Source organism: Streptomyces sp. NBC_00536 (assembly GCF_036346295.1).
Taxonomy (GTDB): Bacteria; Actinomycetota; Actinomycetes; order Streptomycetales; family Streptomycetaceae; genus Streptomyces.
This window is the reverse complement of the sequence record NZ_CP107819.1, coordinates 1139221-1156530: the sequence shown is the minus strand read 5'-3', so window position 1 is coordinate 1156530 and position 17310 is coordinate 1139221. Positions and strand designations below refer to the sequence as shown.

Below are 17310 nucleotides of genomic sequence, written 5' to 3'. Positions count from 1 at the left end.
CGCCGCGCGGACAACCGCGCGGCGGACCATCGTCTCGTACCAGCCGGAGCCCCACCACTCGCCGATCGACTCGGTGTGGGAGCCGTGCAGGAGAGCAGGCGGAGGGTGGCTTCCGGGCCGAGGTTCTCGTCGACCTGCTGCCAGAGGTCGATCTCTCGGTGGACGGACGTCAGGATCGACGCCCATCCCCGATGCCACGGGCCCGCCGTGGCCGGAACTGCGGCCGCCCAACGTCCTTGCTGCCGACCCAGGTTCACGCGGCCGTCGGTGGGAAGGGGCGGCCTCCTGAGGCAGGGCAAGAAGTCGGTCGGCGTGTACGAGCAGCCTGACCCAGTGCTGTGTGACGCCGACTGTCTCGCCACACGTATGGCGCTGAGGTTCCGAACGAACGTCGCGGAGGTTCAAGTACGCGCCGCGTCCGTATTCCTAAGATTCGACGGCAGAAGGGAAACCCGGGCTGTTCCAGGACGGGTACACACCAAGGACAAGAAACGCGTGAAACAAGAGAAGTCCAGCCGGAAGGCCGTCATCGCAGGCACCGGCGCCGGCATGGACATCCCCAACGGGGTGATCGGTAATGGCCGGACCGGGCGCTCCCAGGCCCGTCGGATCAAGGTGATCGTTTGCCGCCGGGCCACCTCGGTGTCCGTCAGCACCAGCAGCGCGCGCGGCCTTCCTGCGGACAGCCCCGCTCCACTGGAGCCCGCTCGCTGCTGATCAGCCGGTTCCACGCCTTCTGCGCGCCGGGCTCGGACTTCTCGGCCCCTTTAGTACGTGCAAGCAATCAGCTCTTTGATCGTCGAGGAGCCTTTTTCTGAAACCCGGTGGCCGGACAGTGCTGCCGTGGGAAGCGGAGACATGATGGGCCAGAGTCCTTATGACTATGTCGTGGTGGGAGCGGGGACGGCGGGGTGCGTGATTGCCTCCCGGCTTTCGGAACGCCCGGGCGTGCGGGTGTTGTTGCTGGAGGCGGGAGCCCGGGACGCGACCGAGGCGATGGCATCTCCTTGGGGGTTCCTGGGGTTCGACCCGTCATCCCTCTGGCTGGGCGCCTCGACCGTGCAGGCCGGTACAGGCAGGGCCGCTGACGTGCTGCGCGGTAAGGCGCTCGGCGGATCGTCGAGCATCAACGGCCTCTACCACCTGCGGGGGCACCGGTCCGGTTACGACGAATGGCCCGGACTCGGTGCTCCGGGCTGGGGTTTCGACGATCTGCTGCCTTATTTCCGCCGCAGCGAGAGCACTCGCAGTCGTGATGCCTCCGTGCGGGGCACGGACGGGCCGGTCGCGGTCGCCCCGGTCCCGGAACCCCATCCCCTGGCCACTGCGGGCGTCGACGCCGCAGTGGAGGCTGGGTTCGCACGCGCCGATGACATCGGCAGCGGGCTGGAGACCGGGTTCGGGTGGAGTGACATGAATCTGCCCGGCGGCGCCCGCCAGAGCGCGGCCGACGCCTACATCCGTCCGTTCCTCGACCGGCCGAACCTGGACGTCGTCACGGACGCGACCGTCCAGCGGCTGCGCATCACCGCCGGCCGCTGCACCGGCGTCGAGTACACCGTGGGTGGCGAGCACCTGTTCCTCGACAGCGCCGAGGTCGTATTGACCGCGGGAGCCATCGGTTCCGCGCACCTCCTGATGCTGTCGGGGATCGGCCCGGCCCAACACCTTGAGGAACACGGTATCGACGTCGTCGCCGACCTGCCGGGAGTGGGATCCCATCTGCAGGACCATCCGATGGCGGGCGTGGTGTACGAGGCCGACCAGCCCGTACCGTTCGTTCCTGCCAACCCGCCGGCCGAAATGATGGGCCTGCTGTTCAGCGATCCCGCCGCGGCCCGGCCGGACCTTCAGGTCTACATCGTCGCCGCACCGCTCCCGTCGGCTTGGGGCCGGCCGCCGGCCAACGGCTACTCCATAGCGTTCTCCGCGATGGCTCCGCACAGCAGCGGCACCGTGCGCCTGGCGGACGCCCATCCCGCCAGTGCTCCCGTCGTCGACCCGGGCTACCTGAGCGACGACCGTGACCTGGAGGTCATGCGCAAGGGCCTGGCAGTGGCACGCCGCATCGGCGAGGCCGACGCGTTCGCCGACTGGCGCAAGCAGGAAGCGGTGCCTGGCTCCGGGACGAGCGGCGAATCCGCAGACGAGTTCATCCGCAAGGCCACCGGCCCCTACTTCCACTTCACCGGCACCTGCCGCATGGGAACCGACGCCGATGCCGTCGTCGACCCTGCGAACCTTCGCGTGCACGGAATAGCCGGACTGCGGGTCGCCGATGCCTCGGTGATGCCGTCCATCCCCTCGGCCAACACCAACGCGACCGTTTACGCCATCGCCGAACGGGCCGCCGAACTGATCGACTGAGCCGCCTTCCGCGCCCACGGCGCTTCCACAACGCGCTTCATCCCCCCGTCGTCCGTCGTCCGTCGTCCGTCGTCCGTCGTCCGTCGTCCGTCGAACGCGACCCCGACCGGCCTCATCACCCCTCCTCAGACAGGAGCACCACCATGCCCGAAACGCTTCAGACCACTGACGTCGTCACCTCCGACGCCGACCTGCTCGACCGCACCGCGACCGCCGTGCGCGCCGCCGGTGCGGCGCTGCGCGAGCGTTTCGGCGATGTGGTCCGTTACGAGACCCGTGACGAGCTGATGCGTGCGCTCGCCGTCAACGACGACACGGCCCTGGACATCCTGCGCCCCCGCCTCACGAGCCTGCGCCCGGAGGCCGGCTGGGTGGAGGACGAGCTGGACGGCGGGGCGCTGCCGCCCGGCGAGTGGTGGGTCGTGGACCCGGCCGAAGGCAACGTCAACCACCTGCACGCGCTGCCGGAGTGGGCGGTGACCGCGACCCTCGTGCGTGAGAACCAGCCGGTGCTCACCGTGGTCCACCTGCCGCTGACCGGCGAGACCTACACCGCGCTCACCGGCGCCGGCGCCTACCTCGACGGCCGGCCGCTCCACGTCTCCCCGACCGCGGACCTGGCCTTGAGCATCGTGGCCACCAGCCAGGCCCGGCCGGACGAGGACGAGAGGGTCGTACGGCGCGTCGGCTCCTCGATCACCGCGATGCTCTTCGACGCGCTCGTCGTCCGCACCGCCGTGCCCGCGACCCTGCACCTCACGAACGTGGCCGCCGGCCGCATCGACGCCTTCTGGCAGTTCGCCGGCGCCCGAGCGGACCTGCTGCCCGGCGCGCTGCTCGTCACCGAGGCCGGCGGACAGATCTCCGACGCCGAGGGCCGCCCCTGGACCCCGCAGAGCGAGAGCTTCCTGGCCGCCGCGCCCGGCGTCCACGCCGAAGCCGTCGCCACGCTCTCCCGCTGACCCCGCACACCACAACCCGCACCCAACGCAAGGACCAGAACATCATGACCACGATCGCAGTTCTCGGAAACGGCCGCGTCGGCGGCAACCTGGCGAAAGCCCTCACCCTGGCAGGGCACGAGGTGACCGTCGCGGACCGCGCGCCGGGCGCCGCCGCCGATGCCGCCCGGGCGGCCCGGATCGTCATCAACGCCACCCCGGGCGCCGGCTCCCTGGAACGTCTCGCCGCCCTGCGCGAAGAGCTGCACGGCAAGATCCTCGTGGACGTCTCCAACGCCACCGTCGACGGACCGGACGGACTGCCCGCCGCCCTGATCCACCCCGGTTCAAGCCTCGCCGAGCAACTCCAGGCAGCGCTCCCCGAAACGCACGTCGTCAAGACGCTCAACACCATGCTCTTCCCGGTGATGACCGCCCCGGCCACGCTCACCCAGACGCCAACCGCCTTCCTCTCCGGCGAGGAACCGGAGGCCAAGCGGACCGTCCTTGAACTGCTCATCGACCTCGGCTGGCGCAAGGAATGGATCACCGACCTCGGCGGGATCCAGACCGCCCGCGCCACGGAGGCCGCGATACTGTTCGTCCCGCACGTCATCCGGTCCATCGGATTCACCCCCTTCGCGATCTCGATCGCCCGCTGACCGTCGAGCCGCGCAACCTGCAGGTGACCGGAGCCGGCACAGGCACGGATGGGTTCCCGGTGGGACACGACCGCGACAGGATGATCTCGGCCGACACGGCTTGGCAGGCCGATCGGCATGGCCCGCCGGCCTGGGCGTGGCCGACGCCATCGGCCCACACGGCGAACTGCGCGCCGGCCACTCACCGTTACCTCCGGAGAAAGGTCCGACCGAGGTGGCGAAGACGTCCCCGGCACGAGCCCATGAGGGAGGACCGAGCGCGCGTGCGACCCCTGACGATCAGGCTGCGACCTGATCGTCAGGGGTCGCGTCGTTCATCTCGCCGCATCAGAAGCATCAGCTCTGCCTCCCGGCCGCTGCAATGCGAGCCGTCTATAGGAAGATTGGCACGGTGTCCACATGGGTCATGGCGCCGTCCTGCGGAACACGACCACCACAGGACGGCGTTGAAGCAATGAAGACGAGGGGATCGCAGAGGGATGCACGGTACTGGAGCGGAGGTCGACGGCGCGCGCGGGGTGTTCGCAGTGGACTCGACCGCCCCGGATTCCGCACCGCGGGGACTCGACGTTTTCCGGCGCGGGTGGCAGACGCAGGTCGGCGACGATGTCTTCCAACTGCCGGCCTTCAGCCCGGACACGATCGGTGACTTCCGGGTCAAGGGCAAGGTTGCCAAGGTGCATGGCGCGGCGATCGCCGATCTCCACGCCGCGTCGGCAACCCGGACCGCGGACGTCCCGGGCGGCGATCAGGATCTGGTTGCCATGTATGTCGTGCGGAGCGGCGCATGGACTCTGGGCGGCCCGTCCGGCTACGGCGACCAGACCGTGTCGGCCGGGCAGTTCCTCGTCCGGCACCTCGGGCGCCTGACGGCCTTCGAGACGACGGCGCACCTCACGGCGAAGTTCCTCGTCCTGCCCCCCGGCGAGCTCAAACCCCTGCTCGGGAACCGGGTCGTCACCGGGCCGGCGGACTCGGCCGAGGTGCGCTTGCTGACGGCCCTTGCAGACATGATCCACATGACCGTGGCCGACCTCGGCCCGGCCGGTGTGGCAGCTGCCCAAGGTACCCTGATCGAGCTGACCAAGGCGGTGGTGAAGGGCCGGTTCGACGACGTAGAGCCCCGGTTGGCTCCCGCGCTCACCCAGGCAGCCAAGGACCTCGCGGACCGTCGGCTCGCCGATCCCGAACTTTCTCCGGCGATGCTTGCGCGTGAACTCAACGTCTCCGTCCGCACGCTGCACCGGGCATTCGCCGCGGTGGGAGAGCAGGTGAGCACCTACATCCGCCACCGGCGACTGCATGAGGCCCGGCTCGCCCTCGTCTCGCCGTCAGGGCGCCTGAGCATTTCGGAACTCGCCGCACACTGGCAGTTCGCGGACGGCAGTCACTTCACCCGCGCCTTCAAGAAGCACTACGGTCAGACTCCCACCGAGTACGCCCGCTCGACCGGACCGGCCTCGCTCTCGCCGAACCGGCACCCGCCGGGCCACGGGTCGGCCGATAGCGCGTGACCAGAGGTACGGCCGCAGTTCAGCGGATGCCGCCGACCCGTGTCCCAAGCAAGGCAGCGGGGCGCTGTGGGCGGCCTGGGCCGCCCAGCACGGAGCGGCCTTCGCAGCCGAGACCGCCGCATTCGTCGCCACGGTCACGGGAGCCGACCCTCCACCCCGCAGCCGACCTGCCCCGGCGGGACTCTCGGGGACCTCACGCGGCACGTCGGCAGCGAGCACCGGTGGTTCAGTGAGCTGCTTCGCCGACGCATCCAGCAGCAGCCGACCAGGTTCGCAGTAACTGACTAGAACGTTTTTGGAGTGCTGGTGGTACACGCGCCACACAGTTCCTGACCAGGCAAAATGAAGGTATCGGCCTTCTGTGGGCCGGTGCTGGCCCGCAACTGGCCCGGATCTTGGTTGTGGGGGGAGCGAGGGCGCACTGTCGTTCCGTGGCCAGGGCCCGCAGCGATGGTCGTCGGTGGAGGGCCTCAGAGCTCGGGCTGCGCCGACGGCGTGCCTGCGAGTGGCGGCAAGTTATTGCCAGCCCACGCCGGCGGTGGTGGCGAACGTGCCGGGAGCCGATAGAGCCGGTCGTCCAGGTGCTTGACGACCGGTTCCAGCTGTGGCGTGGTCGTCATCCCGACGATCCGGCGTCTACGGATGAAGCCTCCAGGCAGTGTCAGTCGGACCCTCGGCGTTGACGAAGGACGGAGCGCGGCGCGAAGTGACCGCTCGAAAGCACTGTCCGGCGCCATACAGTGAGCGGCCCATCGGGCGCGCTCGACGGGCGAAGGCGCTGGAGTTGGTCGAGCGTCTGGTCGCCGAGGCGCGCGTCCGTCTCGCCGACCCCGATGACGACGAGGTTGCGGAGTGGCGGCGCGTAGTCGATTACGCCAAGCGGCACGGCCTGGAACCGAAGGGCAGACGCATCGAGAAGGCCCGCTTCGGCGCACGCGGGCTGGAGATGTTCCTCACCGAGGGCCCGCATCCCAACTCGCGGACTCAGCGGCCGAAGGCCGATGCTTCGGTGGTGCCGGTCCCCACGCGACCGAGTTCTCCCCATCCGGCTGTGGCTGCGCTCAAGGACGATGACGGACAGCCGGTCATTCCCGCTGTGCTTCGTCGCCGATCACTCTTGATGCTGCAGGCGCTGGCTTCCGAGACGGTGCGGCGAGGGTAGGAGGTCAGGCAGAGCCGGTCGTGCTATTCGCGGCGCGAGGCCGGAGTGGACGTGGTGGCCGACGGCTTCGCGTGCGCCATCACCGTCAGGCAGGAGTTTCCGCAGTCGACGAATCCAGAGCGCTCCGCGCGCCTTGTCGTCGAGCTTGACCACGGCCGGTCCGGTCGGTCGGGGCGCTGGCGAGATGGCAAGAGCAGGGTGCTTGAGGACGCCTTGGGGGTGATCCTTGGGGAGATCGAGGCGCGAGCGCTGGAGGACACTCGAAGCAGGGAGTGCGAGGAGCGGGCCAGGGCAGAGGGCGAGGTCCGCTGGCGGGCGGCCATGCAGGAGGCGAGGAGGCGAGTTGTTCGGGATCAACTCGCAGAGGTGCTGAGCGAGGAGGCCGGACGCCGGCAGGAGGCCGCCGTGCTCAGAGCGTATTGCGATGCTCTGGAACGCCGGCTTGCCGAACCGGGCAGCGGCGTGGACGAGCTGGCACTGAAATCGGCCAGAAGCTGGTTGGAGTGGGCACGTGAAATGGCCCCGGCATCGAGCAGTGGCATGTCGGCTCACTGTCAACCGCCCGGCGGCCCTCAGTGCACGTTTTCCCGATGACTCATCATGTCGAGTGCGTCGCGATCCTTGAGCCCGTTGGAAAGAGCCTCTGACCTGCAAGTTAGGGCAGTGTGCATTATGTGCGCTGTGTGCGTTACGGGCGATATCTTGACGCAGATCTGACGCACGCGACGCACGTTTGACGCACGCCGTCGGCGATGACTGATGAGTCGTCAGGTGTGGATGGGCGCCTTCAACGGCAGCCGGTCGACCGGCGGCCAGAAAATTGCGAGCATGACCTCGCACGGTCCGGCACTGGCCTCCCACTTCGGACAGCTCCACCACGTCCACCACGGCCCACAACAACAGCCGGATGTGGCACCGCACCTGGGGCAGCACCAACGGCTGGAGTTCGGATCGCCAAATGCCCTGCCCATGAGACCGTGTCGAATCCGGCACTGGTGGACTAGCGGTCGCCGGGCCCTCGGCCACCGACGGTGTTGCGGGCTGTCGGCGGCTCCCGCATGGTTGATCCGCCTACCTCGGCGGCCATTTGAGCATACTTGCGCCCCTCAGGGGTGAATCGCGTACACAATCCCTTCTTCCGTTTGGCGATCCGCGCTCTTCTAGGTCGTGCTTCCCGTACCAGGGGGGTGCACAGAGAAGGGGATCCGTCATGAACCTCAAGAACGGTGCCAGAAGGTGCGGGTTCGTAGCAGCGGCCGTGCTCAGTTCAGCCGCGCTGGTCTGCGTGCAAGTCGCTCAGGCATCTACGGTCAGAGACGAGAAGAGCCGCAGCGTCAGCCGCGTTGGATCTCAGGGCTCGGAGAGGCTTGCGAGTCGGGTCCTCTCACTGGTGCCCTATATGGCCACGGGACGGTGTCTGGAATCCCCTGGATCCGACACGGCCAACGGAACCCCGGTGGACATCTTGGACTGCAACGGCGGGAACAATCAAAAATGGAAGTTCGATCCGGGTTGGCCTAGTTCAGCAGTTCTTCAGGTCGGAATCTCCAAGTGTCTGGACGTGAATGGAGGCGTCCTGGCCCCGGGGGCACGGGTCGTCATCGCGGACTGCAACAACTTGGAGAGCCAAATCTGGGCAATGCAAACGGACGGAACGATCCACGCGGCGGTCTCGGGCCTGTGCCTGGGCTTGATGAACAGCAGCGGCAGCGGCAGCGGGGTTCGAATCTGGACCTGCGACGGATCGAACTGGCAGAAATGGGAGGCCAAGTGATCCGCTAGCAGCCTCACGCCCCTCCCGTTCGATGACGTAGCGGAGCTTGCCCAGGCTGTGGATGTCGGGTGAGCCTTTGCGGGAGATGACCGGCAGGATTCCGTGTTTCTGCAGTTCACGCCGGTTTGGGTTGCTGTCGTAGGCCTTGTCGCCCCGCAGGGCGTCCGGACGTTGCGGCGGCGGCCGGGCCGGCCGGCGACGGGTGGGATGCCGTCGACCAGATTCAGCGTCTGCGTGACATCGTTGACGTTGCCCGCGGTGGTGATCACCTTGAACGGGGTGCCTTGCCGTCGCAGATCAGGTGGTGTTTGCTGCCGGTCTTGCGGTGGTCGACCGGCGAGGGACCCGTCGCCTCGCCCCCTTTTTTCGCCCGCACATGGGAGGTATCCACGCAGACGCGTGTCCAGTCCAGCTCTCCGGCCACATTCAGCTCGGCCAGTAGAAGGTGGTGCAACGCGTCGAAGACGCCGGCCTCGTGCCAGCGGCCGAGCCTGCGCCAGCAGGTCTGGTCGGAGCCAAAACCGAGTTCCAACGGCAGCTGCTGCCAGCCGATGTTGCAGTACAGCACGTACAAGATGCCCTGCAGACACCGTCGGTCATCCACTGGCCGAGGGCCCGGCGACCGCTCTGGCCACGGCGGCAGGACCGGCTCGATCAGCGCCCACAACTCGGCATCCACGATCCACGGCCTGATGCTCACGAATCACGAGCGGCCGCATCGTCGTACCGGTCACGCTTCACCAGCCGCGCTCACCGTGATCGCGTTATGAGCTTTAAGGGCTTGCCGGGAAACAAGTCGTGGCTTCCAACGGTCGGACTCGTTGTTCTGGTATGGGGAGACCAGAGGGGATCGAGGATGTCCTGGCGGCGAAGTTCCAGTTGTTGTTGCCGCATCTCGATGAGCGTCAGCGTCGGCTGGCCATAGGAGCGGAAGCGCTATCGCTGGGGCGTGGTGGGATCAGGCTCGTCGCCGCGGCGGCCGGGGTTCGGGAGGGTACGGTCTCTCGCGGAGCGGCCGAACTGGAGTCTGGCCAGGCGTCGTTGGGGCGGATTCGTCGACCTGGTGGTGGCCGGAAGAGGGCAGCGGACCTCGATCCGGGGTTACGGCCGGCTCTGCTTGGGTTGGTCGAGCCGGACGAGCGGGGTGATCCGATGTCGCCGCTGCGCTGGACGACGAAGTCGACCCGGAAGCTGGCAGCGGAGCTGACCCGGCAGGGCCATCGGGTCTCCGCCGACACGGTCGCCGGCCTGCTGCGGGAGGAAGGCTTCAGCCTGCAGGCCAACGCCAAGACCATCGAAGGTGCTCAGCACCCCGACCGGGACACCCAGTTCCGCTACCTCAACGAGCAGGCACGAGACCACAGGGACGCCGGTGACCCGGTGATCAGCGTGGACAGCAAGAAGAAGGAACTGATCGGCGACTATAAGAACGCCGGGCACGAATGGCAGCCCGCAGGGCAGCCCGTGAGGGTCAAGACCCACGACTTCCCCGGCCAGGCCGAGAAGGCGATTCCGTACGGAATCTACGACATGACAGCGAACACCGGCTGGGTCAGCATCGGCACCGATCACGACACCGCGGCGTTCGCTGTCGCCTCGATCCGGCGCTGGTGGCAGGCCCGCGGCCGACACGACTACCCCCGTGCCCGCCGGCTGCTGATCACCGCCGACGGCGGGGGCTCCAACGGCTACCGCACCCGCGGCTGGAAGACCCACCTCGCCGACCTCGCTGCCGAGACCGGCCTTGAGATCACCGTGTGCCACCTTCCGCCCGGCACCTCGAAGTGGAACAAGATCGAGGTGCGCCACGAGGCGCCACTGTTACCGGGCAGGGGTGCAAGACCCCTGCTGCCGGACTGTCGCAGCAGTCCGGTGAAGCTGAGGGCAGCCGATCCGTGGAGACGCACGGGGAGGTAGGAGCAGCCCTGACAACGACGGAGCGCGTCGGTACTTCCAGACGGCGCGGGTCCGGCAAGCAAGACGAGACGCCGTACGAGAGGAACCAGTGCCTGACGTCCCGTAAGTGTTCCACCGGCTCCAATCTGGAGGATATGGGCCGGGTGCAGCGCACGCCGCCTGTCGGGCGGCGACTTCGAAGCCGGTCTTTCGATGCTGGTGAGGAGGCCACGTTGAATGCCTGCGGCGTAGGCGTGGCGATGCTGTCGGGGTAGAGCTGGGCGGCTCGCTCGTCGACCGGTAAGTGGTGAACGTGGGAAGCGTGCTGGAACCGCCCTTCCCGGCTGATATCCAGTCAGCCGGTGGGCAGGCCCGTTGTCGGCTGATGGCTCCAGTACGTGGCGGAGGCCCCGTAGTAGTCCGAGCGCGTTAATGGCGCGTACATGGCGAAGGGGGCCAGTAAGTCAGTGGCCGAAGTGCTGGAAGACCAGGAGGTTCTCGCCGGTGAATACCGACGAACTTGAGGCCGTCACCTATGGGGCGGAGCGACGGGTACTGGAGATCCAGACCAAGCTGCACCGTTGGGCCCGCGATGATCCTCATCGCAGGTTCGATGACCTGTTCAACCTCTGTGCCGATCCCGCGTTCCTGCTGGTCGCGTGGGATCAGGTGCGGGGTAACAAGGGTGCGAAGACCGCCGGGGTGGATGGCCGCACCGCGGCGTCCATCGCGGAGCGGACGGGCGTCGAGGAGTTCCTCGGCAGACTGCGGGAGAGCATCAAGAACCGTAGTTTCCGTCCGCTGCCGGTGCGGGAGCGGATGATCCCCAAGGCGGGCGGCAAGTTGCGCCGTCTGGGGATCGCCACGATCGCGGACCGGGTGGTGCAGGCATCCTTGAAGCTGGTGCTGGAGCCAATTTTCGAGGCGGATTTCCTGCCGTGTTCCTACGGGTTCCGTCCGAACCGCCGGGCTCATGACGCGGTGGCCGAGGTGCGGTTCTTCACGTCCAAGTCGTATGAGTGGATCGTGGAGGGCGACATCAAGGCCTGCTTCGACGAGATTTCACACTCCGCTCTGATGGACCGGGTGCGCAAGCGCGTCGGAGACAAACGTGTCCTGATCTTGGTGAAGGCATTCTTGAAGTCGGGCATCCTCGGTGAGGACCGTGTACTTCGAGAGACCACCGCCGGTACCCCACAGGGTTCGATTCTCTCGCCGTTGATGAGCAACGTGGCGCTGTCGGTCCTGGACGAGCACATCGCCCAGTCTCCGGGAGGCCCGAGGTCCACGCCTTGGGCGCGGACCAAGCGGCTTCGTCAAGGTCTCCCCAACTACCGGCTGACCCGGTACGCGGACGACTGGTGCCTAATGATCAAGGGCACCAAGGACGACGCCGAGTCTCTGCGCGAGGAGATCGCGGAGGTATTGTCCACGATGGGCTTGCGCCTGTCCGTGGAGAAGACCCTGATCACCCACATCGACGAGGGACTGGACTTCCTCGGGTGGCGCATCCAGCGCCACCGCAAACGAGGTTCCAGTCGCAGCTACGTCTACACCTACCCCTCGCGCAAGGCCCTGACGGCCGCGATGGGCAAGGTCAAGGCGGTACGCCGCAGAACGGCCACCGGCCTGCCACTGGACGAACTGCTCATCCAGATCAACCGGATGCTGTTCGGCTGGTGCATGTACTTCCGCCCCGGGGTGTCCAGCGCGACCTTCCAGTACCTGAGCTCGTACACGTGGAGCCAGGTCATGAAGTGGCTGCGTCGCAAACACCTCCGGATCAACAGGAAGGATCTCCGCCGTCTTTACTGCGGCGGGGGATGGTGGCCGGCAGGGGAGGAACGGACACTGTTCGATCCCGGCAAGGTACGCACGACGCGCTACCGATACCGGGGAACGGTCATCCCTTCCCCCTGGCCGACCATCGGATGAAGATCAACAGGGGCAGTGAGACGGGACTTGTGGAGCGCCCGGTGCCATGAGAGTGGCACGCCGGGTGCGGGAAGAGGCCCGAAGAAACGGCTCGCTCGAAAGACGAGACCGCGCTTCGGGCCTACTTCACCACAGACTGTTCTCCCACATCACCATGAACTGGCGAGGCAGGCCCCTGACCAGCCACGAAGTCATGATTCAGACCATCGCCGCAACCACCAGCCGGACCGGCCTCACCGTCCAGGCTGAACTCGACAGTGGCGAGTACCCCACCGGCATCCGCATCAGCGACGACGAGATCGCTGCCCTGCCCATCACCCGCCATCGCTTCCACGGCGACTGGAACTACACCCTCCACTCCCAGCCGGTGGACGCGGCGGCCAACGGCACCACACCGGACGAGGCCCTGGCGGACCGACCGACTCACCTCACGCGGCATGCACTCCAGGACCCGGAACTGACCGGAATGACCCGCCGGCAACTCAGTGAAGTCATCGACGCGTTGATTCCAGAGATGGAGCTTCAGCGTGAGCAAGTACTCCGTGCGCGTCGAGGCCACGAGCGCAGGGTCGCCCCTGGCGCAGGTGCCAAAGCCAAGCTCACCTCAGCTGACCGGGTCCTGGCCACCGTGCTCCACCTGCGAAAACTCGCGCCCATGGACCTCCTGGGCCAGCTCTTCAATACCACCGCCATGACCATCAGCCGCGCAGCGAAAGACGTCCGCCCGCTCCTGGAAGCCCATGATGTTCACCCCACCGCCTCAACAGCCCGTTTCCACACACCGGAAGACGTCGCCAGGTTCCTCGACACCGACAAATCCAAGATCAAACCGGCGTGTTGATTCCCGGCAAGTCCTAAGTAGGCCAGGGGGAAATGGCTGCTATGTGGAGGCCGCCCAAGAAGTCGGTGGCGGTCTTCTCATAGCGGGTGGCGACGCCCCGCCACTGCCCTGAAGGGTTGATGCATCCTCCGGCGGTGTTGCGCTGCTTGCATGTCTCACGGTCGATGGCGGGCGGCCGACCGCCGTGGCTTCTGTCACAGGCCGCCCCTTTGCGTCACCTTGTCGAGATCCAGCCGTTCCGTCGAGAGTTATTGTCCGTACACATTGGGTGCTGCGACGCTCTGACCGGGCCGGCAACGCGTTGGCCAGGAAAGGGCACTGGGCATGGCAGACGAGCAAGCGGCACCCGAAGCAGCTGACTTGGGCGAAATTCAGAGCAGCAACGGCGCGGACACCAGCGGCATTCAGCAGATCCCGGCACAGCTTCAGGTACAGGAGTCACCGACTGTTGCGGTAGCCCGTGAACGGCTCGTAGAGGCCATCGGGCGGGAAGCCGCATTCCTCGTCGACCAGCGGGCCGGGCAAGCATCCGCAGGCCTGGAATCCCTCGCTCGCGCCTTCAGCCTCGTGGTTTCCGGACCCATGGTCGGCGTGACCGCAAGCCAGGCAGAGCCCATCACGGCGGCCCTCCACGGCAGGTACCTCGAAGAGCTTTCGCCACCGAACGGGTCCCCGATCGGAGATGACTACGTCGTCACCGATGTCCCCAAGCCCATCATCAGGCCCACCACTACGCGATAGCCCCAGCAACCGGAGAACTCCAAGTTCACCACCGATCGGCGCCATGTCATGTAAGCAAAGGACGCACGCATGTCTGAGACCGAAGCAACTGACTCGGGGCCGATGCTCTCGCAGGCCACCGCGACCGGGTCACCAACCGTTGCTGTAGCCCGCGAACGGCTCGTAGAAGCCATCGGCCGCGAAGCGGCATTCCTCGCCGACCAGCGAGCCGGACAGGCATCGGCGGGACTCGAAGTACTGGCCCGAGCCTTCACGCTGGTGGCGCCAAGCCCGTCTCTGGTCAGCCCTGGTGGGCTCAACCCCTCCGCCGGAGACACAAGTGCACCGCAGAGCCGCATGATCATCAACCACAACATGAACGCGATCAACACCAACCGCGTCTACTGAACTCACCGGCCTCTCGCCCTGACGTACGTTTCCCGCCACCCTGCCGTGCGGGGGCCGCGCTGCAGGGCGAGGGCGGGAGCCGAGGTAGCGATCGGGTCTGGGAAAGCCTCAAGCCACCGACCCTGGCCTCGTGTCCCACCAGGCCGGATACCAGTTGGCGAAGTCCTCGTCGACACACACTCGTCCAGGCGGTCAGGTCAGATCGGCGGTCAGCATGCCGCGATGCCCCGCACCCACCAACCGGTGCGGGGCATCGCGTCCACAAGGGTCAGGCGGGGATGATGTTCTCCGCCTGCGGGCCCTTCTGGCCCTGGGTGACGTCGAAGGTCACCTTCTGGCCTTCTTGGAGTTCGCGGAACCCCTGGGCGTTGATGTTGGAGTAGTGGGCGAAGACGTCAGGGCCGCCGCCATCCTGCTCGATGAAACCGAAGCCCTTTTCCGCGTTGAACCACTTCACTGTTCCGCTGGCCATGTGTTGCTCCCAAGGTCGGGGGCGAGGTAGGCGCCGGTGCCTACCTCAAGGGATGAGGTGATCGCCTGGGTCCTCCGACTGCTGGTCGAGCGGTACAGCGGATCCACGACTGCCGGAGTGGACGCTACCCCCAGGGGCCCCGGATATGAGCTCTTCTGCGATCTTCGGTGGGCAGCCACGGACCGGCAACGTGCGAGGGACCGCGGGCGTTCCATGACAACTTAAGATCATTCACGGCATGGCGGCGCGACGCTCGGCCAACGGTCCCGTCTCGGCGAACCTCAATCGTTCTCTCCGATTGACTGCCTGGTGCTGGAAGCCCGGCACCGGGGCTCTGGGGCATCAGGCCGGCTTCCAGGTGATCTTGACTCGGCCATTGCTGGCTTCGTCGCGGTTGGTGGACGGCTCGATGGTCGTGTTGCCGGTGCCGCCGCCGATACTGGTGCCGCCCTTGCCGGGCTGAAGACTCTTGCCGGGAGCGCCGTCACCACCCCGTTCGATCAGCGTGGAGTTGCAGGCGGAGTTGTCCTGGCGCAGACCGCCGCCGCCGTGCCCGCCACCACCGTGGATGGTGCGGTCGAAGGAAGCGCCGCCGCCCCCGCCGCCTCCACCGGCGGTGACGTATCCGTCGAGGGACGTCGCGCCGCCCCCGCCCCCACCGGAACTGCCGGTGTAGGCGCCGCCGACGTGGGCGTTCGCCCCTTCACCGCCCTTGCCGGGGTGGTCGCTGAGCGCCTGGCCTGGCGCTGCACCTTTGCCGCCGTTGCCCCGGCCGGCGATGTTCATGAAGGCGCCCCCTTCGCCGGCGCCGCCGGTGGTCACGGGGCCGGAACCTTCCCCGCCGCGCCCTCCGGGATCGCCGACGCCCCAGGCGCCGTTGTGGCCGCCGCCGCCGACGAAGCCGGTGATGGTGCCACCCTGGAAGTTGTAGATCTCGCAGGTGACCGTGCCGCCGCCTCCGCCGCCGCCCCCCGAGGAGTCCTTGTGCTCCGTATTGATGCTCCCGCCCGCGCCGCCCCCGCCCCCGCCGGCGACAATGATGACTTTCGAACCTGCCGGGATCTGGGGGCTGTTGAACGTCCCGAAGGTCGTCGTGGTGAATGTGCCGCTCGGTGCCGGAGCTGCGGCGGGGGCGCCGGTCGCGGTGCACAGCGTCAAGACGGTGGCGCCGATGACGCAGCCCAGCGCCGAACGGCCAGTAGTGATCTCCATGGAGAAGTCAACGATCAAGCAAGCGCCGGGGCACGAGATCCGCGGTGATCGAGGCGGGCGCTCGACCTGAGCGGCGCCGATAGGTACAGCTCCGGGCGCGACCGCCGTTACTGACTTCGGCGCTTCAGGGTGAGGCTGGGTTGTCGAAGGTGAGGCTGGTGCCGGCTATGAAGCCGTCGAGTGTGTGGGGCCGGTGGGTCTGATGCAGGTTTGGGTGACAGGTTCGGTTACGCGGCCTGGAGGGCCGGTGTCGTCATGACGGTCTCGAATTCGACGGGGGTCAGCCGGCCGAGTGCGGCTTGTCTGCGGCGGCGGTGGTAGGTCCTCTCGATCCAGGTGACGATCGCGATCCGCAGTTCCTGGTGGGTGGTCCACGTCCGGCGGTCGAGGACGTTCTTCTGCAGCAGGCTGAAGAAGGACTCCATGGCCGCGTTGTCGCCGGCCGCCCCGACCCTCCCTATCGATCCGGCCATGCGGTGCCGGTCGAGCGCCCGGACGAATTTCCGGGACCGGAACTGCGATCCGCGGTCGCTGTGCAGGATGCATCCGGCGACGTGTTCACGCCGGGCCACGGCGTTGTCCAGGGCGGCGACGGCCAGGCGGGACTTCATGCGCGTGTCGATGGAGTAGCCCACGATCCGCTTGCTGAAGACGTCCTTGATCGCGCAGAGATACAGCTTCCCCTCGCCGGTGGTGTGTTCGGTGATGTCGGTGAGCCACAGCCGGTTCGGGCCGGTCGCGGTGAAGTCGCGGCGAACGAGATCGTCGTGCACCGGTGGGCCGGCCTTCTTGTTCCTGCCACGCTTCTTGCCGAACACGCTCCACCAGCGGTTGTCCCGGCAGATCCGCCACGCGGTCCGGTCGGCCATGCCGGATCCCGCGCGGCGGGCCTCGTCGGCCAGGAAGCGGTAGCCGAACTCCGGGTCCTCACGGTGGGCGTCGAACAACGCGTTCGCGCGAGCGGCCCGCTCGACCTCGGCATCGGTCACCGGCCGCTCCAGCCACCGGTAGTAGGGCGCTCTGGCGAGCTTGAGGACCCGGCACGTCACCGTGACGGGCACCCCGTCCACGGCCAGCTCTTTCACGAGCGGGTAGATCCTTTTCCCGGAAGGTTCGCCTGGGACAGGTAGGCCGCGGCCCGGCGCAAGACCTCGTTCTCCTGCTCCAGCAGCTTGATGCGCCGACGCGCTTCGCGCAGCTCCGCGCTCTCCTGGCTGGTTGTTCCGGGCTTGGCCCCGTCGTCGATGTCCGCCCGGCGCATCCACTTCCACAGCGTCATCGCATGGACTCCGAAGTCGGCGGCCACTTGCTCGACCGTCACGCCCGGGCCGCGGTTCCTCGCGACCCGCACGACATCCTGACGGAACTCTTCCGGATAAGGCTTGGGCACAGCGACATCCTTCCCA

At 67.4% G+C, this 17310-nt stretch carries 15 protein-coding genes and 2 pseudogenes; 13 read left to right on the top strand and 4 right to left on the bottom strand.

The window, feature by feature from the left end; translation table 11 throughout:
- Window positions 1-861 precede the first annotated feature (861 nt).
- The 8 genes from OHS33_RS04870 (at window position 862) to OHS33_RS04835 (ending at window position 8420) form a co-directional block, all read left to right on the top strand.
- Window positions 862-2367, top strand: coding sequence for a GMC family oxidoreductase (locus tag OHS33_RS04870; RefSeq protein ID WP_443065414.1), 1506 nt, complete (start codon window positions 862-864; stop codon window positions 2365-2367).
- Window positions 2368-2510: 143 nt separating this feature from the next.
- Window positions 2511-3329, top strand: coding sequence for an inositol monophosphatase family protein (locus OHS33_RS04865; protein WP_330329129.1), 819 nt, complete (start codon window positions 2511-2513; stop codon window positions 3327-3329).
- 44 nt (window positions 3330-3373) lie between these two features.
- Window positions 3374-3970: an NADPH-dependent F420 reductase gene (locus tag OHS33_RS04860; protein WP_330329128.1), complete on the top strand. Its 597-nt coding sequence runs from the start codon at window positions 3374-3376 to the stop codon at window positions 3968-3970.
- Window positions 3971-4497: 527 nt separating this feature from the next.
- A complete protein-coding gene (locus OHS33_RS04855) occupies window positions 4498-5484 on the top strand; it encodes a helix-turn-helix domain-containing protein (RefSeq protein ID WP_330329127.1) in 987 nt (328 codons plus the stop codon).
- Window positions 5485-5523: 39 nt separating this feature from the next.
- Window positions 5524-5772 carry a maleylpyruvate isomerase N-terminal domain-containing protein gene (locus OHS33_RS04850; RefSeq protein WP_330329126.1) on the top strand — a complete coding sequence of 83 codons (249 nt, stop codon included), beginning with the start codon at window positions 5524-5526 and terminating at the stop codon, window positions 5770-5772.
- 496 nt (window positions 5773-6268) lie between these two features.
- Window positions 6269-6646 (top strand): hypothetical protein, encoded by a 378-nt coding sequence (locus OHS33_RS04845; protein WP_330329125.1) that lies wholly within the window; start codon window positions 6269-6271, stop codon window positions 6644-6646.
- Window positions 6647-6697: 51 nt separating this feature from the next.
- Window positions 6698-7240: a hypothetical protein gene (locus OHS33_RS04840; RefSeq protein ID WP_330329124.1), complete on the top strand. Its 543-nt coding sequence runs from the start codon at window positions 6698-6700 to the stop codon at window positions 7238-7240.
- Between the two features lie 616 nt (window positions 7241-7856).
- Window positions 7857-8420 carry an RICIN domain-containing protein gene (locus OHS33_RS04835; protein WP_330329123.1) on the top strand — a complete coding sequence of 188 codons (564 nt, stop codon included), beginning with the start codon at window positions 7857-7859 and terminating at the stop codon, window positions 8418-8420.
- A gap of 265 nt (window positions 8421-8685) precedes the next feature.
- Here OHS33_RS04835 and OHS33_RS04830 read toward each other — a convergent pair whose 3' ends face one another.
- Window positions 8686-9099: a transposase gene (locus tag OHS33_RS04830; protein WP_330329122.1), complete on the bottom strand. Its 414-nt coding sequence runs from the start codon at window positions 9097-9099 to the stop codon at window positions 8686-8688.
- A gap of 152 nt (window positions 9100-9251) precedes the next feature.
- Between OHS33_RS04830 and OHS33_RS04825 the strand changes: the two are divergent.
- The 5 genes and pseudogenes from OHS33_RS04825 to OHS33_RS04805 form a co-directional block, all read left to right on the top strand.
- Window positions 9252-10268: pseudogene (locus tag OHS33_RS04825) on the top strand (ISAzo13 family transposase); the annotation flags it as partial.
- A 552-nt stretch (window positions 10269-10820) separates the two neighbouring features.
- The gene (ltrA, locus tag OHS33_RS04820) at window positions 10821-12251 is read left to right on the top strand and encodes a group II intron reverse transcriptase/maturase (RefSeq protein ID WP_330329121.1); all 1431 of its coding nucleotides are present in this window, start codon (window positions 10821-10823) and stop codon (window positions 12249-12251) included.
- Window positions 12252-12375: 124 nt separating this feature from the next.
- Window positions 12376-13092 (top strand): annotated as a pseudogene (locus tag OHS33_RS04815) (ISAzo13-like element transposase-related protein); the annotation flags it as partial.
- 324 nt (window positions 13093-13416) lie between these two features.
- Window positions 13417-13833, top strand: a complete 417-nt coding sequence (locus OHS33_RS04810; RefSeq protein WP_330329120.1) for a hypothetical protein — start codon at window positions 13417-13419, stop codon at window positions 13831-13833.
- Window positions 13834-13902: 69 nt separating this feature from the next.
- The gene (locus OHS33_RS04805) at window positions 13903-14220 is read left to right on the top strand and encodes a hypothetical protein (RefSeq protein WP_330329119.1); all 318 of its coding nucleotides are present in this window, start codon (window positions 13903-13905) and stop codon (window positions 14218-14220) included.
- A 268-nt stretch (window positions 14221-14488) separates the two neighbouring features.
- Here the strand turns inward: OHS33_RS04805 and OHS33_RS04800 are convergent, their stop codons facing one another.
- From OHS33_RS04800 to OHS33_RS04790, 3 genes are all read right to left on the bottom strand, one after another.
- Entirely contained in the window at window positions 14489-14692 is a 204-nt protein-coding gene (locus tag OHS33_RS04800) for a cold-shock protein (protein WP_330329118.1), read from the bottom strand.
- Window positions 14693-15034: 342 nt separating this feature from the next.
- Window positions 15035-15904 carry a hypothetical protein gene (locus OHS33_RS04795; protein WP_330329117.1) on the bottom strand — a complete coding sequence of 290 codons (870 nt, stop codon included), beginning with the start codon at window positions 15902-15904 and terminating at the stop codon, window positions 15035-15037.
- A gap of 227 nt (window positions 15905-16131) precedes the next feature.
- Window positions 16132-17294 (bottom strand): IS3 family transposase gene (locus OHS33_RS04790; RefSeq protein ID WP_443065222.1). Its coding sequence is split into 2 segments (ribosomal slippage): window positions 16132-17007 and window positions 17010-17294, totalling 1161 coding nucleotides; the frame shifts between segments, so codons are not numbered across the junction.
- Window positions 17295-17310 lie beyond the last annotated feature (16 nt).